This is a genomic window from Pseudidiomarina tainanensis (genome assembly GCF_900115255.1).
GTDB lineage: Bacteria > Pseudomonadota > Gammaproteobacteria > Enterobacterales > Alteromonadaceae > Pseudidiomarina > Pseudidiomarina tainanensis.
Genome location: NZ_FOYU01000001.1, coordinates 230,268 through 255,110, shown reverse-complemented (window position 1 = coordinate 255,110; position 24,843 = coordinate 230,268). Strand labels below are relative to the sequence as shown.

Here is a 24,843-nt window from a genome sequence, read left to right as displayed (position 1 = left end):
CTATGACTGTTTGGTTGCGCACCGCTCTAATTACACTTGGACTTAGCTCAACGCCGGTTGCCATTGCGCAAGAGACGCCGGCCGATTGGCGTTGGTTTGAAGTTGAAGTGTTGGCATTTAAGCAAGCACCAAATAGCGATGCGGAGGCATTCCCGTGGCATGCGCCCCGACAAGTTGATGCACGCCACGATCCACTTTCAGGTTATTACGCCCCAAACTTTTTTGCGTTACTGAACGATCTCCCACTGTGTCCAAATGATGAAGAGAGCATTTCGATGCGTCCGGTGTTTTGTGCACAAGCTGACGAAGTAGATCCGTTTGCGACGCCATGGTACCAGCCTAGTCGAATTCTCAGCGGCTTCGCGCAAGCGCCGCAACAGGTGATTGATGGTCTTGGTGGGGATATGCTCACCAGTCAAGGGCCTTACTTGATGCCAGCAGAAACTCATTTATTTAATGATTTTCGCGAGCAGTTGGTACGACGTAACGTCGGCACACCACTTTTACATGTGACCTATCGCACACCCGTCTTCTCACGTAGCGAAGGCTATACTGTGCGGCTTTTCGGCGGCCGTAACTTCGGTAATGAATTTCTACCAAGCGGCTATGAACAACCGCCCTTTAGCCTGGTTGAAACCGCCGCCATTGACACAGAGCAGCAACCTCAGCTATTCGAAGAGCTAGAATTGTTGTTATCTCAAATTAATCAGCAACAAATTAAATTAAGTTATCGCGATCACGGCACACCGAATCCACCACCGTTACTTCCCGATCGCGAGCGCTCACAACGTGCAGAGCCAGTGTGGGAGCTTGACGGTACGCTACATATCTACTTAGTCGGTAACTATTTGCACATTGATAGCGATCTTGAGTTGCGCAGTCCACAACAAGTGCAGTTTAATCAACGTGAGTTAGCCGCACAAGTTGAGCAAGCGTTACAGACCAATCGTTCAAATTCACGATTTTTACGTAGCTATCGGCTTGATCAATTACGTCGGGTCATTAGCCACGAAACACATTACTTTGACCATCCGAACTTAGGTTTAGTGGTGCAGATTAGACGTACTGATTTATCCGCTCGTCGCTAACAAAGTCATCAAATGAAAGCACAGGAAATGCTATGGAAAAGTACGAAGAATTGCTGCTGGCGCTGAGAAAAGTCATTCGCGCAACAGACTTGTACTCCAAGCAACTGAATAAACGCACTGGCTTAACGGCACCACAATTATTAATTCTAAGAGAGATTGCGGCTGCTCCAGATGGCATCACTGCAAGCTCAGTTGCACAAAATATCACGTTAAGTCCAGCAACAGTCAGTAATGTTATCGACCGGCTCGAGCACCGTGAGCTTATCCATCGCGAGCGCAGTACCGAAGATCGCCGACGTGTAGTCTTGTCATTGACTACTAATGGCAAACAGCGTCTTGCCGAGGCACCACGCCCATTGCAAGAAGATTTTATTCACAAATTTCAATCCTTAGCTGATTGGGAACAATCACAACTCGTGGCAGGAATGCAGCGTATTGCTGCGATGATGGATGCAGAAAAACTCGATGCTGCCGACGTACTTGAAGTAGGAACCTATGAACAAAAAAAATATCGCTCGCATTAGTCTGACTAGTTTTTCGCTGTTATTACTAGCGAGTTGCGCCCAAGTTTCGCAGCCAGAAATTTGTTCTAGTGACATTACCCCTATTCACGCAATTCAGGGGGCAAGTTTTGAATCGCCATTGCTTGGCCAGCAAGAGACGACGCGAGGCATTGTGACTGCCAAGTGGCAAAACTCGGATCAATTGGGCGGCTTTTTTATTGTAAGTCATGAGGATGATCAAGATAACAACAGTCTGACTTCAGAAGGTCTTTTTATTCAGCATCAACAGAATGTGCCAGAGCTGAAACAAGGCGACTTGGTTTACCTCACTGGAACGGTTGAAGAATCCAATAATTTAACGCAATTAAACGACATTGCTCATGTCGCTGTCTGCGACTCGGGCTATGCAGTTAAACCCACGCCATTGACTCTTCCTGTCGAAACGCTTGGAAATTTTGAAGCGCTAGAGGGGATGCCTGTTAGCATTGCGCAAAATCTCATTATCAACGGTCATTATCAATTACTACGTCACGGTCAATTTGATGTTGCTCACGAGCGTTTGTTTACCCCCACTCAACACGTACAACCAGGAGCCGAAGCGCAGGCACAAGCGACTGCCAATGCTTTGGCGAGGCTCGTTATTGACGACAACTTGGCGCCTAACCCAAAGGCGCCAGCACAACCTATCCAAACGATTACCGCAACGAACACTGTGCGTAGCGGCGATAAGCTTGCGCCGATTCAAGGCATTCTGAGTAACTTTCGCGATAGCTACCGCTTGCAACCGACCTCAACTGTCGAAGTGATTCACAGCAACCCGCGCCCTGCGGCACCTGAGTCGCCGGCGACAAATACCGTGCGAGTAGCAGCCTTCAACGTCTTAAATTACTTTAATGGTGAAGGGAAAAACAAACAGTTTCCAACTGAGCGTGGCGCGAAAACTCAAGCTGAGTTTCAGCGTCAGCACGCCAAAATCGTAGCGGCATTGAGCCAGTTAAATGCTGATATTATTGGCCTGCTAGAACTTGAAAACGATGGTTATGACAAACACAGTGCTATCGTTGAACTGACAAATGCACTGAGTCAAGTGACCGGACAACCTTGGCGTTTTATTCAAGCGGCCTCAGGTCGCTTTGGTACCGATGACATCACCAATGGTCTGATTTACCGCAGTGATAAAGTGACGCCACAAGGCGACCCCTTAACCATTACGCAAGCGCCATTTGGCGAGCGCAGTCGATTACCTCTTATTCAACGCTTTTCGCCACAAAACACAGTTGAAAACTTGGTGGTAGCTGTCAATCACTTCAAATCTAAAGGTGGCTGTCCAAAAGACAGTAGCAACCCCAACGCCAATCAAAACGATGGGCAAGCTTGTTGGAATGAGGCTCGCGTTCAATCTGCGAACCTTTTAGCTGACTTCATGGATAACCACAATGATTTAAAGCGGTTCCCGTTGCGCGTATTGATGGGTGATTTCAATGCCTATGCACAAGAAGATCCAATTCAAACCCTTCTCAAGCGCGGTTATTACAACCGAATTGATGCGTTTAATCCGTATGCTTACAGTTATGTGTATGATGCGCAGGCAGGTAGCTTGGATCATTTACTAGTGTCGAGTCAGTTAACGGCTCGCGTGGTGAACCAAGCTATATGGTCAATCAATGCTGATGAACCCACGCTATTGCAATATAACAATGCCGAGATAAATGAACAGTGGTATGCCCCGCTGCCATATCGCGCGTCTGATCACGACCCTGTTTTTGCCGACATTCAATTCTAACAATTAAATTGATCAAAACTTGTCACATCCTGCGCTTTTGTTGCATCTTAGTACTCGAACTGATGCAACAAAGGCCGTGATAGTGAGTAAGGAAAACTCTGGATTTGGTCAAGTTACCGATGAGATGACACTCGCTGCTGCGGCTAGCGGACAATTACGTGCGCAAAAGATTATTTTCGAGCGCTATAAAAATGCAGTGCTCCGAACCTTAATTGGTTTGTGTCATGATCGTGATCTTGCTCGAGATCTTGCCCAAGATGCCTTTTTACAAGCTTTTTCGAAACTTCATCAGGTTCGCAATTACCGCGCTTTTGGTGGATGGTTAAAGCAACTCACTATACGTACAGCGTTGAGCTACTTTCGAGCTCAACCACCCGTTAGCGATACCTTTCAAGAAGATACAATTGAAAGCGAGCAATGGTCCACACAAGCCGATTGGCTGATTCAATTGCGTGACATTGAAACACTCATTGCGCAGCTCAACAATCAAGAGCGTCTCACGGTATGGCTCTACCTAGGTGAAGGTTATAACCACGAAGAAATTGCTGAACTACTTGATGAGCAAGCCGCAACAGTGCGTAAACGATATCAGCGCGCACTAGCTAAGCTTCACGATTTTTTGACTAATAACGAGGTACTTCATGACCACTAAGCAAGAGCAACAACTGCAACAAAAGTGGCAGCAATATGTTGCCGCTGAAGCGGAACATGTCGACATTACTTTTTACGCACCGCAGCAGAATCAATCGCCACATCGCTTAAAAACACAGATCAAACCAATGTGGCTGAGTGCTGCGGCTTTAGTGATGACAATTGGTATTACATGGTGGTTGTCCTTTTTGCCAGTACCGACGGTGGATGACAGCAGCGTTGTTGATGACTCACGAGTACCGACTGACAGTTCACAACCGATGTTACTGGCGTCTAATTATCGTTTAGATGCGCTAGAACGACGTATCCAACAAGCATACTTGCAGGGCGCATCAGAAGTTGAATTAGCGCAATTGTGGCAACAACACCAAGCGCTGACCAACTAGGAGAAGTAACCATGGTTAAATCAATTGCTACGTTTCTCATCACCAGTGTGCTGTGCACGTCAGTTGTTGCACAAGAACAACAAGCGCGTGATTACGCTCGTGCAGCGGCAATTGCAGCAAGCAAGGCACAAGGTTCAAAACAGCAGGTTATTCTTGAAGAACCAGCGCGCAGCTACTTCGAGTGGGGCGCAATTATGAATGAAAAAGCTGAAGTAGTAAGTGTTCGCAAAGGCAGTGTTGCTGCAACAATGACATTACAAGTCGGTGATGTCATTCAACACATTAATCAACAGCCAGTTGATCCACAAAACCTAGATAAAGCCCTGACCACTTTGGCATCGCTTGAGCATAATCAGGCATTTTCTGTAGGTGTATTGCGCCAACAACAAGCACTTGAGCTGAAAGGTGTTGCTCGCGCAACGGTTATTCCAGGTTGGCGACTCGAAGTAAATAATACACTCGAAGAAGGCTCACACACGGGCTTAATGACAACGAAGTCTAACGAAAAAGCGTGCGGCCGTATCAGTGTATTTTTTACCCCACCTGTCACAGCAGATCTATACCCCGCATTTATTAATACGATTGATGGAGACAATGTTCGCATTAAGAATCCGTCGTTCAAATTAGCGTTGAATAAGTATCAAATCGGCATTCATGAGCTTATTGATGAGCCATCGTTGCGCCGCGGTGGTGGTAGTGCACCAGAGAAAGTGCTTGAACTGACTATTGAGCCAAACAAAACCTATCATATTGCCGCAAAATTTATTCGTGACAAGCGCTATCAACGCTTTAATGATGGTTACTGGGAACCGGTTGTTTGGAAAGTAACCGATCAAACCTGTCAATTAGACTGATTCGTCATTTTGTTGTCATGCGTTCGTGTTAAACTCACCCGAAATTAAACCGATGTAGGATAAAGGTCATGGCTTCAAGAGCTCTATTTGCAGTGACTGCAGCGACAGCGTTGGTATTAGCTAGCTGTTCGAGCACAACAAACAATTCAACGACAGATACCCATACTTCCAATCAGCAAGCACCCAATATCATTTTTATGATTGGCGATGGTATGGGCTTTGAATTCATTTCTGCTTATCGTTACGCCATGAGCGAACGCGGTGCAGGGAAACTCGCTCCAACACCCTTTGATGATCTTCTTGTCGGCGCAGCAACCACCTACCCTGATGACGATACCTGGGTCACTGATTCAGCTGCTGGCGCTACAGCGCTAGCCACTGGTGTTAAAAGCTATAACGGTGCCATTGGTATTGATGTGGACAAAAATCCGAAACAAACCTTGATGGAATTAGCACGTGAGAACGGTTGGTCGACTGGTGCTGTTGCCACGGTACAAGTAAACCATGCCACGCCAGCGAGCTTTTTCACGCACCATCCGTCGCGTAACTTATACAATGAAATCGCCGATTCATATGCTCAGCAGGTAACTAACGGCGGCTGGAGTTTTGATGTTTTATTGGGTGGCGGACACAGCTACTTCCAACGCGAAGAGAAAAATTGGTTACCGCAGCTTGAACAACAAGGTCTGCAAGTCGTCACAACAATCGAGCAACTCAACAACGTTTCAAATGCTCCGGTTTTGGGGTTACTCGCCGACAAAGCGCTGCCGTTTGCCATTGATGATCGACCTGGGCGTCTTGCCGAAATGACTACGCATGCACTGCGTTTACTTGAACAGCGCTCTGCAACCACGGGTAAGCCATTTGCTTTAATGGTTGAAGGTAGCATGATTGATTGGTGTGGCCATGCCAACGATATCGCCTGTGCAGTACACGAAATGACTGATTTCGCTGCTGCTGTCGAGGTTGTTCGCAATTATATGAGTGAGAACCCCAATACTTTACTGGTCATTACCGCAGACCATTCAACTGGTGGTTTAACGCTAGGCCAAGGTGGCGAATATGCGTGGTATTCAGAAAAAGTCATGGGTATTCAAAAATCACTAGAAGTTATGGCGACGGAATTGGTCAAACGTCCAAAATCAGAGTGGCGAGATTATTTAACGCCAGTACTAAATCTGCCGTTATCAGACGCTCAATGGCAACAGCTTGAATCTGTAACCATTGATGAGAGCTTAAAAGGTCGAGATAAACTCAAATCTGTCCATCAGGTTTTGGTTCAGATTATCAGCGAACACACCCGTACCGGTTGGACTACTTCAGGCCATACCGCAGTTGATGTGCCTGTCATGGCGAGTGGTCCAGGTGCTGAAGCCTTCCGTGGCTACATTGACAATACCGATATCGCCAAAGCCTTATTGAGGCTGGTGCGTTAAGCGCACCAGCCCAATTCGTTAGCGCGCTGTTGCGCTAGCTTCGGCACGTCGGCTTTAACAAAATGATGATGGAGAATTTGCACGCCCAGCATATGGTTAATCACCGCATCAAGCTGCACTTTCTCATCAATCGGTACCTCATCTGATTCATGCCGTTCAAACGTGCGTTGAACCTCAGCAAAGTCGAGTAATCCAGCCTCTTTTATCGCTTCTTCAGATAAGAACTGTTCAGCAAGCTTAAGTACCGCTTGCCATTTTTTCGGGTCGGTATGTGCTGGTGGTGCCATAAATGCGAACTTTTCACGCTTATACAACGTTTCGGGCAATAGACCTTTCATTGCCTCGCGCAACACATACTTTTCTTTATTACCTTTAATACGCAGGTGTGGCGGCACCGTAAACGCATACTCTGCTAAATGATGATCTAAAAACGCAGGGCGTGCTTCCATCGAATTCGCCATATCAACGCGGTCCCCCCCCCACGTTAGAATTTGCCCTTCGAGCATGGTTTTTATCCATACATATTGTGCACGGTCAAGCGGATGGCGGCCCTTCAGCATCGTCTCGTCTAACGTTTCAGCAATCGCTTTACCGGCATCGTAATTTTCTAGATTTTGGCGGCGCTCAGCAGCAATCAATGGCAATGCAACGTCACCACATGAAAGCCACGGTTGCACGCAACTCGGCGTAAAGCCCATTTTGGCGTTAAACGCTGCGCTAACAAATTCCTCACGCGCTAACATGGCACCTTTGAACAGCTTATTGTTCTTTTCTAACAACTCTTGCCAAGCTTTGCGCTCACTGTCCGGTAAATGGTCTAAACCATGCAAAAACATGTCTTTACGAAACGCTGGGTAACCAGCAAATAGTTCATCGGAGCCTTCGCCGGTGAGTACTACCTTGTACCCTACTTCGTTCACCTGTTGGCTCATGAGGTACTTAGCTACGCCCAGCGTGTTGTAAATCGTACGCTCCGTATGCCAAATGGTTTTCACAAAATGATCATAAAGATCATCTGCTTTGAGTCGCATAATATGGTGATCGGCACCGGTTGCTTCCGCCATTTCTTGAGCAATCGGCGTTTCATCATAATCATCGGAGTCAAAACCAATCGTAAATGCTTTAACTGAGGTTTGGGTAGCGGCAGCCGAAAGCCCCAAGATGGCACACGAATCAATCCCCCCGGATAGATAACAACCGACCGGCACATCAGCGGTTAAACGATGCTGAACCGCTTCCAACAAATGCTTGCGAACACCATCGATATATTCTTGCTCATCAACATCGTCGCCAGGATAGTCTTGCGCCAGTGGAAAATTGACATCCCAATACTTGCTTTCGCTGAGCTCAAGCTTACCGTTACGTCGCGTAACTTTAACCACATGGCCTGGTGCCACTTGTTTCACACCTGCAAAAGCTGTCGTACCGGGTACCATAACCTGAATCAACTGATGATAGAGCCCTTCACTCGAGAACTCTCGTTTTACTGCTGGGTGAGCAAACAACACTTTGAGTTCTGAACCAAATACCACACCGTCAGAAGTTTCTGTGTAATACAGCGGCTTAATTCCAAACCGATCGCGCACCAGATACATCGCATCTTCGTTACGATCATATAAACCAAAAGCAAACTCACCGCGCAGGTGCGTTAGTGTCTCGTCGAGACCTTCGCGAGCGAATAGATGCAAAACGATTTCTGAATCACTTTTGCTACGAAAGCGAGCACCTTGTGCCGTTAAATCGGCGCGAATACGTTTAAAATCATAAAATTCACCGTTGTGAGCCAATAACAGTTCACCGCTATCACTCACGAATGGTTGCCGCGCACGATCTTCGTTTAAATCGATAATCGATAACCGCGCATGGCTAAAGCCAACGCCTGTGTTATCGAGAATCTGATAACCAAAGCCATCGGGGCCACGATGGTGCATGATGGCCGCCATATTCACCAAGGTCTGCGCATCGGGCGCTTGATTGGCATCACGATTAAATATTCCTGCTATTCCACACATACTTACTCGGTCCTCTTTTATACGACGTCTATGACACGCTCAGCACGTTCTACCATGCATGTCAAAAGGGCCATGCGTAAAAATACCGCACCACGCGCCTGACTGAAGTACCAGTTGTGCGCAGTGTGATCGAGATCGGTTGATAACTCTTCACCACGTGCAAGAGGATGCAAAATAATGGCATCTTCTTTGAGTGGTGAATTAGCGGTTAAGTGAAAGGCACTACCATAGGTATTAAAGGTGTCGCCTTCCCAAGAGATGGCATTGATATACACCACATCTAAGCTCGGTAACACGTCATCTAATTCGGTTGTCGTGGCGATTTTAATTCCACGGGCTTCGAGTTCTTCACGTTGACCAGCACCAAACAACTGCGCTGAACTTGCTTCATCATGAATGATCACCAGTTCATCGACAGCATGCGGAAATACCGATAGACACTTTAAAAAGCTGCGCACCGTGCGCATCTTATTCGGCACCCCGATAACGCCAATGCGAATCTTTGTTTTGTTCTCAGCATCAATAAGCTGCGGACGCCATTTAAAAATGGCATACATATCAGCTAGCGCTTGCGTCGGATGTTCATCAACGCCGTTACCCGCATTAATGATTGGAATACGCAGGGAATCCATCATTTCAAATAGCGAGCTTTCATTGTTATCTCGCAATACCACGCAATCGCCGTAGTTATTAAACATTTCAGCGACATCGGCCAAGCACTCGCCTTTTGCTATGCCGGTTGTTGAACGATCGGTAATCGACATAATATCGCCGCCTAAGCGATGCCATGCGCTCTCAAATGAGAGTCGCGTACGCGTACTTGGTTCGTAAAACGCACTAATTAATATTTTATTTTGTAGCGGCGAGCTGAATCGCTTCGGATTACTCTCAATTTTAGCCGCCAGACGAAACAACTGTTTCATGGTGTCTTGGTCAAATTGATCACCCGACACAATATGTTGATTCGCTAACTTAACTAAATAGTCACCTTCTTCTTGAATTGCCCGAAGTAACGCTTTCGGGTGTGCATCGCCATAAACATCAGGCCGCTCACGTTCAAATGAGACATCGTTCACATTCATAGTGTGTTACCAAAGTTGTTTAGAAATGAAATCTTTTAACCACAGCGCGACTAAGATCAGCGGCGCCATGGCAGCAAAAACCAGACAAATCATCACCAGTGCGCTAAATCCGGTTAAACCGAGCATCACGACGACTCCTGTAATTGTTCCCAATCGAAATCATGTTTCGAGCGCAGTAATCCAATTGCGCAAACCACAGCAGATACCGCGCAGGCGGTTAGCGCGGCAACATAGAAACCGATGACGAAATAACTCACCAGCCCCAGCAAAGTCCCACTTGCCATGGCTGCGGCAGCGAATTTGCCCGCTAATCTTTTCTGATAAAGCCCTAATACGATTGGGAAAATCGTACTGGCGACAAAAGCACCGGCAAAATTCAACAGTGCGCCTAACGTGGCTACCTGTGGTAAACACAATAACCACGTTAACAAGCCGATACCGGCAATACAGTAACGATTGAACTTAAATAATTGTTGGTCGGTTGCTTGCGGTCGTAATTTCTTGTGATAAAAATCACGAGTCACAAGATCAGATGTCGCCGCAAGTAATGAATCAAGACTAGACGCTAACGCAGAAAAAACCACAATAAATACGACGACAGCACCCATCTTACCGAGTACTTCTGCGGCAACCATGGGGCCCACCATGTCTGCGCTTGGCGGAAATATTCCGAGTTGCGGTGCTGCTAAGGCGATAAATCCAGTCACAATAGGAATCGGCAACCACAGCAATCCACCGAGTAAAAATGCTCGAAAGGCGACCTTTCCTTTAAATGCTAACGCTCGCGACCACCAGACATTCGAATGAAAAATTTCACCAAGACCAAAAAATATATTGTTGAATAAGAACATTATGGCCGCTGGAAACATCAAATCGAGTAAACGCGGATGATTCAGGGTTAGCTCAGTATGAATGCTCTCAAGGCTCACGGTATCAATCAGGAACCATGCAATGGCGACGACACCTATAATGATGATTAATGCTTGAATAAAATCGGTCGCAATAACGGCGCGTAATCCACCAAAAAGAGTATATCCCACGCATATAATCAAAATCGCTGTCATACCAATGTGATAATCGAGACCACTAAGTGCTTCGAGTAAAATACCGCCTGCCATGCCAAGACTGACCAGCCAACCAAATGCATACACCACGGAGATGACCATGAAGACCCACCATGCACCTCGTCCAAAGCGCAACCGGATGAAGTCTCCTGATGTATAGCCGTGAGGCATTAGTCGTTTAATGCGGGCGGCAAGTGGGGCAAATAAAATCAATCCGAGCGCCGCAAACGAATAGCCAACCATGCCCCAAATACCGAATTGATAGGTCAGTTGTGGGGCAACAAGTGTCGTGTTACTGGTTACCCAGGTTGCCATTGCGGTCGCAGCAGCAAGCGCAAAGCCTACGTTACGACCCGCCAGAGCAAAGTCTTCGTGGGTCTTGTTTGAACGGCCTAAATACCAGCCAAAGACTATCCACAACAGCCCAAAGATAACAACTAAGCTGAGCCCTAAAGAGCTGTCTAACGCAAAGTCTGTTGTTTCAGTCATGCTCCTGGCTCCGTCGGTGTTGCTGCAAAATAATGACCACCAGAATGACAAACAGCACACCACCAAAGCCGAATAATATCAGCGCATGTGTCAAGCTGTAGTGATCCACCTGAACCAGCACCACGTTACTTAGCTGAGTGTGTTGTTCGGAGCCTGCGGCTGTTTCATTACTGCCCGTTATAAGACGGAAATAATGATTACCATCCCCGAATCCGGTGAGTGTCATACTTTGAAAATCGCCAAACCAAGGATAGCGTCGCTCAACTTTCTGAAAGCTTTCATCGGTTGAATATTCGACCATGAGATTTTGTGTGGGGGCTTCTGACAGACGCAATACAAAGTAACCTTCGCGGCTTTGAGCCGGTGCAGAGAGTTGCGGCACAGCAGTATTGGATTGAACAACGTTTGGGGATAAAACGTAGGCAGAAGCGGGTCGCGCAAGCAGCGTGATGAGTAACAACAATGCAATGTGTATAACGAACCTTGCGCGGTCTGGCACAATTCCTTCCTGTAGCCCTTTGTTCCTAGGCTACCAAGTGAGGAAAATCATTTCAACTTAGGGTATGCTCACAACAATTGTCGTTTAGGGAAAGATATGCATCCGATTTATTTATGTAGCATGGGCGCGAACATTGCCCCAGAGAACAACTTTGCGGCAGCTCGTGAGTTAATTTCAGAACTCGGTAAAGCTTATTACTCGCGTGCTATTTATACCCAACCCGTCAATATGCACAGCGACAATGACTTCCTCAACGCTCTATTTCTGCTTGTTTCGCCGCTTGATAGCGACGCGTTAAAGTCTCGTTTTAATGCGATTGAAATAAGCCTGGGTCGGGACCGCAGCGATCCAATGAGTAGTAAAAAAGACCGTCCTATGGATATCGATATTCTCGGTGAACTCAGCGTTGATGATGTTTGGCAAGAGGTGCCAACCTATCTTGACGATGTTGTGCAAAGTCTAAAACCAATTGCCGACCAACTTATTCAAACCCAAGGGGCATGATATGGATAACGCTAAAAAATATGCACTTGTGACCGGTGCTGGTCGTCGTTTTGGCTTAGCTTTGGCACATGCGTTGATAGACGAGGGCTATCAAGTACTAGCTCATTACAATACGTCAAAGGATGGTATAGAAGAGCTTGAACAACGCGGCGCAATTGGTTTGCAAGCAAACTTAGCGCAGTTAAACGAGGTTCACCAATTGATTCATGCTGTCCAACAGCATTGTGCGAAATTACACCTATTAGTGAATAACGCTTCTTGCTTTTTCGATAACGCACGCGTTGATGAAAGCGATGCTAATTTAGAGGCAGTGTTAAACGTTCACACGGCAGCCCCCTATCTACTGATTAATAACTTACAACACCAGCTGCGCGATGCCGAAGGCAGTGTGATTAATATTACCGATATTTACGTTGATAGCCCGTCGACAGATTACGTCGCGTACTGTGCGGCTAAAGCTGGCTTGGCAAGTTTGACCCAAGCATTCGCAAAAAAATTGGCCCCAGCTGTGCGCGTAAACGCCATCCAGCCAGGGCCAATATTATTTTTGCCAGAGCACGATAGTCAGCATCGTCAAAAAGTACTCGCTGAAACACCACTTAACCTTGAAGGTGGATTAGAGCCGATGATAAATGCGGTGCGGTTTTTACGCGACAACCCGTTTATCACCGGCGAATCCATCAAAGTCGATGGCGGTCGTGCTTTAACGATTTAAGCAGCCAGCATTTGCCTCAACACGTAATGTAAGATGCCGCCACTTCGGTAGTACTGCAGTTCATTACCGGTGTCGATGCGGCATTTCACCTGAAACTCAACGCTGGAGCCATCCGCTTTTTTCGCTTTCACTTGTAACATTTGACCTGGTTTCAAATCATCGTTTATACCAACGATGCTGATTTGTTCATCGCCAGTCAAACCGTGAGCTTGAACGCCCTCACCGTCCACAAATTGCAGCGGCAACACGCCCATACCAACCAAGTTAGAGCGGTGAATACGCTCGAAACTCTCAGCAATAACGGCTTTCACGCCAAGCAAAGTAGTACCTTTTGCCGCCCAATCACGACTTGAGCCAGTACCATACTCTTTACCTGCCAGCACTACCAGAGGCGTGCCCTCTTGTTGATATTGCATGGCTGCATCGTAGATCGGCATCTGCTTACCGCTTGGAACATGGCGAGTAAAGCCACCTTCGACACCATCGAGCATTTGGTTCTTGATACGGATATTGGCAAAAGTACCGCGCATCATTACTTCATGGTTACCGCGTCGCGAACCATATGAGTTGAAATCCTTCACTGCCACACCGTTTTCTTGCAAGTATTTACCTGCTGGTGAGTCCGGCTTAATTGAGCCTGCGGGTGAAATATGGTCCGTCGTGATGGAGTCAGCGAACACCGCCAGCACACTTGCATCTTTCACATCAGCAAGAGGCGCCAAAGGTTTATCGATGCCGACAAAGTACGGCGGATTTTTTACATAAGTCGAATCATCGCTCCAATTGTAGGTTTTACCCTCACCAATTGGAATGGCGCGCCACTCGTCATCACCTTTAAATACTTCGCCATATTCTTTGCTAAACATTTCGCCATCAACCAAACGTACAGCTTCAGCAATTTCGGCACTACTTGGCCAGATATCTTTAAGATAAACCGGATTACCCGAGCTATCTTCAGCAATTGGGTCGCTACTTAAATCAATGCGAGTTGTGCCCGCAAGTGCATAAGCCACAACCAACGGCGGTGAAGCCAGCCAGTTTGCTTTCACATCTTGGTGAATACGCCCTTCGAAGTTACGGTTACCCGAGAGTACCGACGAAACTGTCAAGTTACCTTCACGAATGGCATCGGTAATCTCATCGGGTAATGGTCCCGAGTTGCCGATACAGGTGGTACAACCGTAACCGACAAGGTTAAAGCCAAGCTTGTCTAAATATTCTGTTAATCCGGCTTTGGCGAGATAATCGGTCACAACTTTTGACCCTGGTGCAAGCGATGACTTCACCCATGGCTTACGTTGAATACCTTTTTCCAAAGCTTTCTTCGCGACTAAACCTGCCGCCATCATCACACTTGGGTTTGAGGTGTTTGTGCACGACGTAATCGCGGCAATCACCACATCACCGTGCGATAAGCTGTAATCCTTACCTTTCACCGGAATAGATTTATCAGTTTCACCAGACTGACCGTTGGTTTCTAAAAATAGGTCAAATGCTGAACCCAGTTGCGGCATACCGACGCGATCTTGTGGACGTTTCGGCCCTGCCAACGACGCTTCAACAGTACTTAGATCCAGTTCTAGTGAATCGGTAAATACTGGCTCTTGGCCAGACTCGCGCCACATGCCTTGAGCTTTCGCATAGGCTTCAACCAAGGCAATGGTATCGTCATCACGACCAGATAATTCGAGATAGCGTAAGGTTTCTTGATCAACTGGGAAAAATCCGCAGGTAGCGCCGTATTCCGGCGCCATATTACCAATCGTTGCACGATCCGCGAGTGGCAAGTGATCTAAGCCTGGACCGTAAAATTCAACAAACTTGCCGACCACACCGTGCTTGCGTAGCATTTGGGTGACGGTTAAAACCAAGTCAGTCGCGGTGACCCCTTCTGGAAGCTTACCGGTCATGCGGAACCCAACTACCTCAGGAATCAACATGGAAACGGGTTGTCCGAGCATCGCAGCTTCCGCTTCGATACCACCCACGCCCCAGCCAAGCACACCAAGACCGTTGATCATTGTGGTGTGTGAATCTGTGCCGACCAAGGTATCGGGCATCACGTACGTTTTGCCATCTTGCTCTTTGGTCCACGCAACCTTGGCTAAATACTCCAAATTTACTTGGTGACAAATACCTGTTCCCGGCGGAACCACACGGAAGTTTTCAAAGGCATTCTGGCCCCAACGCAAAAATTGGTAACGCTCAAAATTGCGTTCCATTTCAATCCGGACGTTTTCTTTAAAAGCTTCTGCAGACGCATATTTATCAACCATTACCGAGTGGTCGATGACCAGATCGACAGCCGACAATGGATTAATTTGGTCTGGATCTTGTCCTGCCTTAGCAACAGCATCACGCATGGCGGCGAGATCAACAACCGCTGGCACGCCAGTGAAATCTTGCATCAATACACGCGCCGGACGATACTGAATTTCGCGGTCGGAACTGCGTTTATCTAACCATTTTGCAATAGCTTCAATGTCTTCAGAGGTAACCGTATCACCATCTTCATTGCGTAATAAGTTTTCTAACAAGACTTTCATGGATGTCGGTAATTTCTTGACATCGGCAATGTTGGCGAGCTTTTCTGCCGCTTTCGGCAAACTGTGATAATGATAGGTCTTACCGTTTACTTCTAACGTACTTAACGTTTTCAAGCTGTCGTTGCTCGACATGGCTTACTCCTTCTTTAAACGATGCATCCCTTAAGCTTAGACACAAATCTGTGGTTCAGCCATAGCGTTTATCTATATTCACTATGGGTACAATGAACACAAAGATCAACCAGCTAACGTATTGAATATGCGTTACATTGATAAATATTGATGCGCGTAAGTCGCCAGTTATTTTGCTTCACCGCAGAGCATGCTATAAATGAAAGATAACTCCGAATGGAATTAACAACACAATGCCGCATCCCAAACTCGCACAGTTCAAAGCCCTTGGACAGTATCTCGACCTGTTACTTGACGCTATATGCGTGGTGAATTCCAATGGTGAGTTTATATACGTGAGTGGCGGTGGCGAGCGTGTGTTTGGCTATAAGCCGGAGGAAATGATTGGTCACTCGATGTTTAAATTTATGCATCCTGAAGATCATGACAAAACTCGGGCTGTGGTCGCCGAGATCATGCAAGGGATTGCGAAAATTAACGTCGAAAATCGGTATATTCGCAAAAATGGTGATGTTGCTCACATACTATGGTCGGCACGTTATTCAAAAGAAGACGACTTTCGTATCGCCGTTGCTCGTGACGTCACCGAGCAACGCCAAGCAGAGAGTGAACGTTTACAGCTTTTGCAACGACTCGAACAGCAGGCGCTTTATGATCCGCTTACGGAATTACCGAATCGAGCCTACTTTTACCAGCGGGCGTTGCAGGTTTTGCAACGTCGTAGTGAGGTTGCACTCCTTTATCTCGACCTTAATAAGTTTAAAGAAATTAACGACTCGTTCGGTCACGCTATTGGCGATCGAGTTTTAAAAGTCGCGGCGCAGCGCATCACCGAAAGTTTACGCACAAACGACATGGTCGCGCGCATCGGCGGCGACGAATTTGTGGTGCTTCTTGAGCGCATTCAATCGGTTACTGATGCCAAGCATATCGCAGAAAAAATCGTCCATGCCTTTCAAAATCCAATAGAAGTTAATGCAGGCCAACCATTTAACGTCGGGATTAGTATCGGTATCGCACTTTCAAAAGATTGTGGCCGTGAACTTGAGCAACTGCTACTAAAAGCCGATAATGCGATGTATCAAGCAAAATTAATGACAGATAACCGCATTAAAGTGGCGGCCGACGACAAGTGAGTGCTTGTTCCACAATATTGAGCCCGTATAATAAACTGATTAGACCAGTTGTTTATTGTTAAAGGAATACGAATGAGCCAAGTATTGGATGATCTTCTTAACTTATTGAAATTAGAAACAATTGAGCAAGGTATTTATCGCGGTCAAAGTCAAGACTTAGGCTTTGGTGCAGTATTTGGTGGTCAAGTTATCGGTCAAGCGCTCTCGGCAGCCAAAGAAACCTTGCCTGAAGATCGCAAAGTTCACTCACTCCATACCTACTTTTTACGCCCCGGCGATGCTCATAAACCGATTATTTACGATGTCGAAAATATCCGTGATGGTAAAAGCTTTTCCACTCGGCGTGTGCAGGCCATCCAATATGGTAAGCCCATTTTTTACATGACGGCGTCATTTCAAATTGAAGAGCCTGGTTTTGAGCATCAAGACACGATGCCGGATGTGCCCGGCCCGGAAGGACTGGTTTCCGATATCGATATTTATCGTGAACATGCCGAGCTTATACCTGAAGTTATCCGCAACAAGTTTATCTCAGAAAAACCAATTGAGATGCGCTTTGTGACGGCCAACAATCCATTCAAACCAAGCATTGATGAGCCTCGACGCTATGTTTGGCTACGAGCAAATGGCCCCATGCCTGACGATTCACGAGTACATAAATATTTATTAGCGTACGCATCAGACTTCAATTTTTTACCGACAGCACTGCAGCCTCATGGCTATAGCTTTGCACAACCGAATATTCAAATGGCGACGATTGACCACTCGATGTGGTTCCATAAAGATTTTCGTATGGACGATTGGTTGCTATATGCCATCGATAGCCCGGTTGCTACCGGCGCACGGGGTTTAGTTCGAGGTCAAATCTATACTCGCGATGGCTCCTTGGTTGCATCAACCATGCAAGAAGGTGTGGTGCGCAAGCACGATCGCAAATAACAAAAAAGGCGCCGGTTTGGCGCCTTTTTGCTAGCTAACTAATCTAGATTACCCGAGCGAAAAGAAGAAACCAGCAATCGCCGCACTCATCATGTTCGCGAGCGTTGCCGCTAACAATGCTTTGATACCTAAACGCGCGATGTCATGACGGCGACTTGGCGCCATCCCGCCTAACCCACCGAGAAGAATCGCAATCGATGAAAAGTTGGCAAAGCCGCACAGTACGAAGGTGATTATCACTTGGCTGTGCATGCTCAATTGGTCTTTGTAATTAACGAAATCCAAGTAGGCCACGAATTCATTAATCACCAATTTTTGTCCGATAAAGCTACCCGCTAGTTGCGCTTCATCCCAGCTTACGCCAAGGACATAAGCAACAGGCTGAAAAACATAACCAAATAATTGCTGCAACGACAAATCTGGGTAGCCAAACCAGCCACCAACCCAGCCAAATAAACCATTAATCAGCGCAATTAAGGCGACAAATGCAATCAACATGGCGCCAACGTTAATAGCCAATTGCACACCGCTCGATGCACCCGCTGCCGCAGCATCAATAACGTTAACTGAGCGGTCTTCAACTTCAACGCTATCACTCGCATCACCGGTTTTGCCAGAGATAATATTCTCGATATCTTCACGCGGCTTTTCAGTTTCAGGAATAATCATTTTCGCCATCAGCAAACCTGCTGGTGCCGCCATGAAACTCGCTGCGATTAAATATTTCAGTTCAACTCCAACCCCGGCATAACCCGCCAGTACTGAGCCCGATACTGACGCCATACCACCCACCATGACAGCAAATAATTCCGAGCGGGTCATGCTAGCAATAAACGGACGCACCATCATTGGCGCTTCGGTTTGCCCTACAAAAACGTTTGCTGCAGCCGACATCGACTCAGGTCGGCTACTGCCAATAATTCTCTGCAAGGTGCCGCCTAAAATGCGGATAATCCATTTCATAATGCCAAGATAATAAAGCACAGAAATTAATGACGAGAAGAAAACGATAACGCTAAGCACTTGAATAGCAAAAACAAAACCGAAATCTGCAGATGCGAGGCCGCCGAACATAAACTGGATGCCGGCATTGGTAAAGGCGATGACTTTGGCGACGCCAGAAGCTACTGCAAACAGAACATCTTGCCCGAATGGAACATATAAAACGAAGGCACCGAGTGCGACTTGGAAGGCGAACGCACCACCTACTGTACGCCAGCGAATATGTTTACGGTGTGATGAGAATGCGTAAGCAACCAATAAGATAATGGCAATGCCAAGAAAACTATTCATAGTATAAAAGCCGTTTTTTGTTTTTGTTATTCCGCCAATAATTGACGAATTTTAGATTTTATCAAGTCTATTGCAATCTCATTTTGGCCACCACGAGTGACCACCAAATCGGCAAACTGCTTGGACGGCAAAATAAACTCAAAGAAGGCCGGACGCACTGTCTCTTGATATTGCTCAGCGACAGATTGAATAGTACGACCACGTTCTTCAACATCGCGAATCATTCGGCGCAGTAAACAGACGTCTAACGGCGTGTCCATAAATACTGAAATATCGAATAATTTACGCAGGTTTGGGTCGTTGAGCAGAAGAATACCTTCAACCATAATGACCTTCCCTGGATTAATTTTAATTGTCTCTGGCAATCGCGTGTGGGTTTTATAACTGTATTGCGGCATCGCAACTGAATCACCCTCGCGAAGCTGTTCGAGGTGTTGCACTAACAACTCATGCTCAAAAGCCGATGGGTGATCGTAATTCGTTAATTGACGCTGCTCAAAGCTCAAGTGGCTTTGGTCACGATAATACGCATCTTCGGCCAATATCGCGATACCCTGCCCTCCGAGCTCAGCAACAAGCTCTTGATAAACAGTTGAAGCGAATAGACTTTTCCCTGATGCGGAAGCGCCAGCAATGGCGATGATGGTTGTTTTTCCCACGCGTAACTTCTTTCATTTGCCCGACAACAGCCGGCAATTATCGTCGATAAGGCTTCCAAATGGAAGCATTGTGACAGTTCGACTGATTTTGTTACATTTTGACACGATCAATTCGTGTTCCCTGTCCGTAAGCTTCGGTATGATGCCATTACTTACAATTTCATAACGTCATAAAAAACGGGAACATTACTATGTTATTTCGTCAAACCCTAACGGCAGTTGCCGTTGCGTCAGTCTTGCTTACTGGTTGTCAGACGACAGCAGAGCAATCATCAACCAAACAAGTTGCTGCAGCACAACAGTTTCCAGCTGTTGATATCAATTACGAAAGCTTCACGCTTGATAATGGCCTTCGCGTCGTTGTTCATGAAGATCGCAAAGCCCCTATCGTTGCTGTCAACGTTTGGTATGCCGTTGGTTCGAAGGATGAAAAAGTAGGCCAAACTGGTTTTGCACACTTGTTCGAGCACTTAATGTTCAACGGTACTGAAAACTACGATGATGAGTATTTTGGTCCATTTGAACGTGCCGGCGCTACCGACATGAACGGTACCACCAACAATGACCGTACTAACTACTTCCAAAACGTCCCTACTCCTGCCCTCGATATGGCGTTGTGGATGGAATCTGACCGTATGGGTCATTTGTTAGGTGCCGTAACTCAAGAGAAATTAGACGAGCAACGCGGCGTTGTTCAGAACGAAAAACGTCAAGGCGAAGCGCAACCGTACGGCCGCGTGTTTGGTTTCTTAGCTGAGCAGACCTTCCCTGAAGGCCACCCATATTCGTGGTCAGTTATCGGTTCAATGGAAGATTTGAATGCAGCATCTTTAGACGACGTTCATCAGTGGTTTAACGACTACTATGGCGCAGCGAATGCCGTTGTAGTTTTAGCCGGTGATATCGACGTTGCTACTGCAAAAGAAAAAATGCAAAAGTACTTTGGTCACATTGCACCAGGTAAGCCATTACAAAAATTGGATAGCTGGATTGCAAAAAGCACCGGTACCAAACGTGCAACAATGGAAGATAACGTGCCAGCCGCACGTGTCTACAAGCTTTGGAATACCGCTGAAATGGGTACCGTAGATTCTACTTATTTGAATTTGCTAACCAGCATTTTAGCCAGTGGAAAGAACTCGCGTTTGTATCAGCGCTTAGTTCACGAAGAACAAATCGCTAGCATGGTCTCTGGCTTCCAGTATGAGCGTATTTTAGCCGGTCAGTTCTTCGTTATCGCAGACGCCAAACCAGGTGTTGAGCTTGAGCGAATTGAAGCAATTATCGACGAAGAACTTGCAAAAATTATCGCTGAAGGTCCAACCGCTGAAGAGCTAGCTCGAGTGAAATTCTCAGACGTTGCTAACTTTGTTCGCGGTGCAGAGCGTATCGGCGGCTTCGGTGGTAAATCAGACTTGTTAGCTGCAGGCGAAGTTTATCATGGCAACCCTGGGTTCTTTAATAAGGAAATGGAACAGCTTCGTAACGCGACACCAGCAGATATTCAAGCCGCTGCAAAACGTTGGTTAACCGATGGTGCGTTCGTACTGAACGTTGTACCACAACCTAAATTCACCACCGCTGAAGCTCAGGCTGACCGCTCCAAATTACCAGAGGTTGGTGATTTACCAGAACTTGAACTGCCTGAAGTAACAACCTTTACCTTATCAAATGGTTTGGAAGTTGCATTAGCTGAACGTCATGACGTGCCGACAGTCCAAATGTCGTTAACCTTTGATAGCGGCTATGCATCAGATTTCGGTAACAAAGTTGGTACTGCTAGCTTCGCGATGAGTATGTTACGCGAAGGTACTGAATCACGTACCTCACAAGAAATTGCGAAGGAACTCGAAACCCTCGGTACCAACCTTTACACCGGCGCAAGCATTGATACCTCAAGCGTTTCTATGGATAGCTTGGTAACTAACTTAGAGCCAAGTTTGAACATTCTTGCAGATATTCTAGAAAATGCGTCTTTTAGCGAAGATGAAATTGAGCGTAAGCGTGCTAACTGGTTAGAAAACATTAAGCGTGAAAAAGCGAGCCCGAACAGCCAAGCCTTACGTATTCTCCCAGGCCTGATTTTCGGCGATAACCATGCTTATGGCGTGCCGTTAACAGGTTCAGGTACTGAGCAATCTATCACATCTTTAAATCGTGATGACTTGATTAACTACCGTAATACCTGGCTACGTCCTGACAATGCACGTCTGGTGATTGTTGGCGCAACAACTGAAGCCGAAATTAAGCCGCTACTTGAAAGTGCACTTGCCGATTGGGAAGCTCCAGCAACAGCGAAGCCTACCAAGCAATTCACTGATGTAGCGATGCAAACGAAACCGCGCGTGTACATTATTGATCAGCCGGGCACCCCGCAATCGACAATCTTTGCCGGTCATTTAGCACCTGCAGATGATACGCCGAATGCTGAAGTGCTCGACGTTGCCAATACTATTTTGGGTGGTAGCTTCACCAGTCGCGTCAACATGAACCTTCGTGAAGACAAAGGTTGGTCTTACGGTTCACGTACCATTTGGTCTGCATACGATGAAGCCGGTTTATTCTTCACTTTGGCGCCTGTGCAAACAGACAAAACCAAAGAATCAATTCAAGAAATTTTGAAAGAATTGAACCAGTATCAAACAAGTAAACCAGCAACAGCGGAAGAGCTTGAAAAAGTTCAAATGAACAAAACCGCTAAGTTACCAGGTGCCTATGAAACTAAAGGTGCGCTGTTACGTGCGATTGTTGATACCTTGGATAAAGGTAAAGACATGGCGTGGTTGGAAAATTACGGTGAACGAGTGAACGCAATTACAGTCGAAGACGTACAAAGTAATGCGCGCACACTCATCGACACTGACGCCTTAACTTGGGTTATTGTTGGTGATGCGAGCCAAATCGCTGAGCAAGTTCGTTCATTGAACCTTGGCGAAGTTACCATGCTGGATAGCGACGGTAACGCGCTGTAGTAACTTCATTCTGCATGTAAGTGTTGGCCGCTCTTCGGAGCGGCCTTTTTTTTTGAGCTTTTTCCAATTTTTTTCCGTAGCGGTTACACTAATCACTCAACTTTAAACCATAAGGGATGTAACTATGGAAATGATCAAGACTCGTGCGGCTGTTGCTTGGGCTCCAGGCGAACCACTTTCAATTGAAGAAGTTGATTTAATGCCACCACAAAAAGGTGAAGTTCTTGTGCGTATCGTTGCCACCGGTGTTTGTCATACCGATGCCTACACACTATCAGGCGCTGACCCAGAGGGCGTATTCCCAGCTATTCTAGGTCACGAAGGTGGCGGTATTGTTGAAGCAGTGGGCGAAGGTGTTACTTCAGTTGAAGTAGGTGATCATGTTATTCCTTTGTACACCCCAGAGTGCGGTGAGTGTAAATTTTGTAAATCAGGCAAAACGAACCTGTGCCAAGCTATTCGCACGACGCAAGGTAAAGGTTTGATGCCAGATGGCACCACCCGTTTCTCCAAAGACGGTAAGCCAATTTACCACTACATGGGCACGTCAACGTTTTCAGAGTACACCGTTGTGCCAGAAATTGCGCTGGCAAAAGTCAGTAAAGAAGCGCCTCTTGAAGAAGTTTGTTTACTAGGCTGTGGCGTCACCACAGGAATGGGCGCCGTAATGAACACCGCCAAAGTTCAACCAGGTGACACCGTTGCCGTATTCGGCTTAGGTGGTATTGGCTTATCGGTGATTATTGGTGCGGTGATGGCCAAAGCAAGCCGGATTATTGTGATTGATATTAACGAGTCAAAATTTGATATCGCAAAGAAACTTGGTGCTACTGATTGCATTAATCCAAATGATTACGATAAACCAATTCAAGAAGTCATTGTAGAAATGACGGACGGCGGTGTCGATTTCTCATTTGAATGTATTGGTAATGTGAAAGTGATGCGCTCAGCTCTAGAGTGCTGTCACAAAGGCTGGGGCGAGTCAGTGATTATCGGCGTTGCTGGTGCCGGTGAAGAAATTTCAACACGACCATTCCAATTGGTAACGGGCCGCGTTTGGCGTGGTAGCGCATTTGGTGGAGTTAAAGGTCGCAGCCAATTACCTGACTATGTGCAACGCTACTTAAATGGTGAGTTTGAACTAAGTACCTTTATCACCCATACCATGGGTCTAGAAGATATCAATAAAGCATTTGATTTGATGCATGAGGGTAAGTCGATTCGCTCGGTGATTCACTATGATAAATAAAGTTAGCGAAACGAAAGCATTTGGCGGCCGTCAAATTCGCTTTGAACATCAATCAACAACACTAAACTGCACCATGCAGTTTAGTGTTTATCTTCCGCCACAAGCAGAACATCAATCGGTTCCGGCGCTTTATTGGCTTTCTGGATTAACCTGTACCGACGAAAACTTTAGCAGTAAAGCGGGCGCTCAACGCATCGCTGCTGAACTCGGTATTGCGCTCATTATTCCGGATACAAGTCCGCGTGGCGACGATGTTCCTGATGATTCGGAACAAGCCTATGACTTCGGCCTTGGCGCAGGATTTTATGTCAATGCAACGCAACAACCCTGGGCGAAGCATTACCACATGTACGACTATGTGGTGACCGAATTGCGCGAACTCGTTGAGCAACATTTACCGCTCAATCACAACCGCAGTATCAGCGGCCATTCCATGGGCGGACATGGTGCGCTCGTCATGGCACTGCGCAATCAGAACCTGTACGCTAGTGTGTCCGCATTTGCACCCATTTGTCATCCAACAGCATGCCCATGGGGACATAAAGCATTTAGCGGCTACCTCGGTGATGATCGCTCTGAATGGCTCGAATATGACGCAACCGAGCTGTTACTTAAGTTAAAGAGTGCACCACCAATGTTGGTATCTCAAGGTGAAGCGGATAACTTTTTAGCTGAACAATTACGTCCTGATGATCTAGATGCAGCGATTCAAAAAACCGGAATCACAGCACAAATTGAACGTCATCAAGGATATGATCACAGCTACTACTTTATCGCCAGTTTCATCGAGCAACATCTGCGTTTTCACGCTCAACATTTGCGATAATTAATAAGGTTGTATTAAAAAAATC

21 protein-coding genes are annotated in these 24,843 nt (G+C 46.6%); 14 read left to right on the top strand and 7 right to left on the bottom strand.

Annotated elements, in window-relative coordinates; all coding sequences use genetic code 11:
* The first annotated feature begins 2 nt into the window (after window positions 1-2).
* The 7 genes from BM292_RS01165 to BM292_RS01135 all read left to right on the top strand — a co-directional run bounded on the left by BM292_RS01165 (window position 3) and on the right by BM292_RS01135 (window position 6,701).
* On the top strand, window positions 3-1,088 hold the full coding sequence (locus tag BM292_RS01165; protein WP_092854479.1) for a CsiV family protein: 1,086 nt from the start codon (window positions 3-5) through the stop codon (window positions 1,086-1,088).
* 32 nt (window positions 1,089-1,120) lie between these two features.
* Window positions 1,121-1,612, top strand: coding sequence for a MarR family winged helix-turn-helix transcriptional regulator (locus BM292_RS01160; protein ID WP_092854477.1), 492 nt, complete (start codon window positions 1,121-1,123; stop codon window positions 1,610-1,612).
* Window positions 1,584-3,374: an ExeM/NucH family extracellular endonuclease gene (locus BM292_RS01155; RefSeq protein WP_092854475.1), complete on the top strand. Its 1,791-nt coding sequence runs from the start codon at window positions 1,584-1,586 to the stop codon at window positions 3,372-3,374. Before BM292_RS01160 ends, BM292_RS01155 begins: the two co-directional genes overlap by 29 nt.
* Before the next feature lie 82 nt (window positions 3,375-3,456).
* Window positions 3,457-4,026, top strand: coding sequence for an RNA polymerase sigma factor (locus BM292_RS01150; protein WP_143434058.1), 570 nt, complete (start codon window positions 3,457-3,459; stop codon window positions 4,024-4,026).
* On the top strand, window positions 4,016-4,411 hold the full coding sequence (locus BM292_RS01145) for a hypothetical protein (protein ID WP_092854470.1): 396 nt from the start codon (window positions 4,016-4,018) through the stop codon (window positions 4,409-4,411). Before BM292_RS01150 ends, BM292_RS01145 begins: the two co-directional genes overlap by 11 nt.
* An 11-nt stretch (window positions 4,412-4,422) precedes the next feature.
* The gene (locus tag BM292_RS01140) at window positions 4,423-5,265 is read left to right on the top strand and encodes a serine protease family protein (RefSeq protein WP_092854468.1); all 843 of its coding nucleotides are present in this window, start codon (window positions 4,423-4,425) and stop codon (window positions 5,263-5,265) included.
* Window positions 5,266-5,333: 68 nt separating this feature from the next.
* Complete coding sequence (locus BM292_RS01135) at window positions 5,334-6,701, top strand: alkaline phosphatase (protein WP_092854466.1); 1,368 nt, start codon at window positions 5,334-5,336, stop codon at window positions 6,699-6,701.
* Here BM292_RS01135 and asnB read toward each other — a convergent pair.
* The 4 genes from asnB to BM292_RS01115 form a co-directional block, all read right to left on the bottom strand.
* Entirely contained in the window at window positions 6,698-8,713 is a 2,016-nt protein-coding gene (gene asnB, locus BM292_RS01130) for an asparagine synthase (glutamine-hydrolyzing) (protein ID WP_092854464.1), read from the bottom strand. The genes BM292_RS01135 and asnB overlap by 4 nt on opposite strands.
* Before the next feature lie 17 nt (window positions 8,714-8,730).
* A complete protein-coding gene (locus tag BM292_RS01125) occupies window positions 8,731-9,795 on the bottom strand; it encodes an aspartate/ornithine carbamoyltransferase family protein (RefSeq protein ID WP_092854462.1) in 1,065 nt (354 codons plus the stop codon).
* 125 nt (window positions 9,796-9,920) lie between these two features.
* Complete coding sequence (locus tag BM292_RS01120; protein WP_092854460.1) at window positions 9,921-11,348, bottom strand: sodium:solute symporter family protein; 1,428 nt, start codon at window positions 11,346-11,348, stop codon at window positions 9,921-9,923.
* Complete coding sequence (locus BM292_RS01115) at window positions 11,341-11,847, bottom strand: hypothetical protein (RefSeq protein ID WP_092854458.1); 507 nt, start codon at window positions 11,845-11,847, stop codon at window positions 11,341-11,343. Before BM292_RS01115 ends, BM292_RS01120 begins: the two co-directional genes overlap by 8 nt.
* Before the next feature lie 96 nt (window positions 11,848-11,943).
* Between BM292_RS01115 and BM292_RS01110 the strand changes: the two genes are divergently transcribed.
* Together BM292_RS01110 and BM292_RS01105 are read left to right on the top strand one after the other, a co-directional pair.
* Entirely contained in the window at window positions 11,944-12,351 is a 408-nt protein-coding gene (locus BM292_RS01110) for a 2-amino-4-hydroxy-6-hydroxymethyldihydropteridine diphosphokinase (RefSeq protein ID WP_092854457.1), read from the top strand.
* Between the two features lies 1 nt (window position 12,352).
* Window positions 12,353-13,066 (top strand): SDR family oxidoreductase, encoded by a 714-nt coding sequence (locus BM292_RS01105; RefSeq protein WP_092854455.1) that lies wholly within the window; start codon window positions 12,353-12,355, stop codon window positions 13,064-13,066.
* On the opposite strand, the gene acnA is transcribed toward BM292_RS01105, so the two are convergent.
* Window positions 13,063-15,744 carry an aconitate hydratase AcnA gene (acnA, locus tag BM292_RS01100; protein WP_092854453.1) on the bottom strand — a complete coding sequence of 894 codons (2,682 nt, stop codon included), beginning with the start codon at window positions 15,742-15,744 and terminating at the stop codon, window positions 13,063-13,065. The two genes, BM292_RS01105 and acnA, sit on opposite strands and share 4 nt — an antisense overlap.
* Before the next feature lie 233 nt (window positions 15,745-15,977).
* Here acnA and BM292_RS01095 point away from each other — a divergent pair, with 233 nt between their 5' ends.
* Together BM292_RS01095 and tesB are read left to right on the top strand one after the other, a co-directional pair.
* Window positions 15,978-16,880 carry a sensor domain-containing diguanylate cyclase gene (locus tag BM292_RS01095; RefSeq protein WP_092854451.1) on the top strand — a complete coding sequence of 301 codons (903 nt, stop codon included), beginning with the start codon at window positions 15,978-15,980 and terminating at the stop codon, window positions 16,878-16,880.
* Window positions 16,881-16,952: 72 nt separating this feature from the next.
* Entirely contained in the window at window positions 16,953-17,819 is an 867-nt protein-coding gene (gene tesB / locus BM292_RS01090; RefSeq protein WP_092854449.1) for an acyl-CoA thioesterase II, read from the top strand.
* A gap of 48 nt (window positions 17,820-17,867) precedes the next feature.
* Here the strand turns inward: tesB and BM292_RS01085 are convergent, their stop codons facing one another.
* Together BM292_RS01085 and udk are read right to left on the bottom strand one after the other, a co-directional pair.
* Window positions 17,868-19,112: a NupC/NupG family nucleoside CNT transporter gene (locus tag BM292_RS01085; protein ID WP_092854447.1), complete on the bottom strand. Its 1,245-nt coding sequence runs from the start codon at window positions 19,110-19,112 to the stop codon at window positions 17,868-17,870.
* Between the two features lie 26 nt (window positions 19,113-19,138).
* Complete coding sequence (udk, locus tag BM292_RS01080) at window positions 19,139-19,771, bottom strand: uridine kinase (protein WP_092854445.1); 633 nt, start codon at window positions 19,769-19,771, stop codon at window positions 19,139-19,141.
* 191 nt (window positions 19,772-19,962) lie between these two features.
* Between udk and BM292_RS01075 the strand changes: the two genes are divergently transcribed.
* The 3 genes from BM292_RS01075 to fghA all read left to right on the top strand — a co-directional run bounded on the left by BM292_RS01075 (window position 19,963) and on the right by fghA (window position 24,818).
* Complete coding sequence (locus BM292_RS01075) at window positions 19,963-22,743, top strand: M16 family metallopeptidase (protein ID WP_092854443.1); 2,781 nt, start codon at window positions 19,963-19,965, stop codon at window positions 22,741-22,743.
* Between the two features lie 124 nt (window positions 22,744-22,867).
* Complete coding sequence (locus BM292_RS01070; RefSeq protein WP_092854441.1) at window positions 22,868-23,992, top strand: S-(hydroxymethyl)glutathione dehydrogenase/class III alcohol dehydrogenase; 1,125 nt, start codon at window positions 22,868-22,870, stop codon at window positions 23,990-23,992.
* A complete protein-coding gene (gene fghA, locus BM292_RS01065) occupies window positions 23,982-24,818 on the top strand; it encodes an S-formylglutathione hydrolase (RefSeq protein WP_092854439.1) in 837 nt (278 codons plus the stop codon). Before BM292_RS01070 ends, fghA begins: the two co-directional genes overlap by 11 nt.
* The last annotated feature ends 25 nt before the right edge of the window (window positions 24,819-24,843 follow it).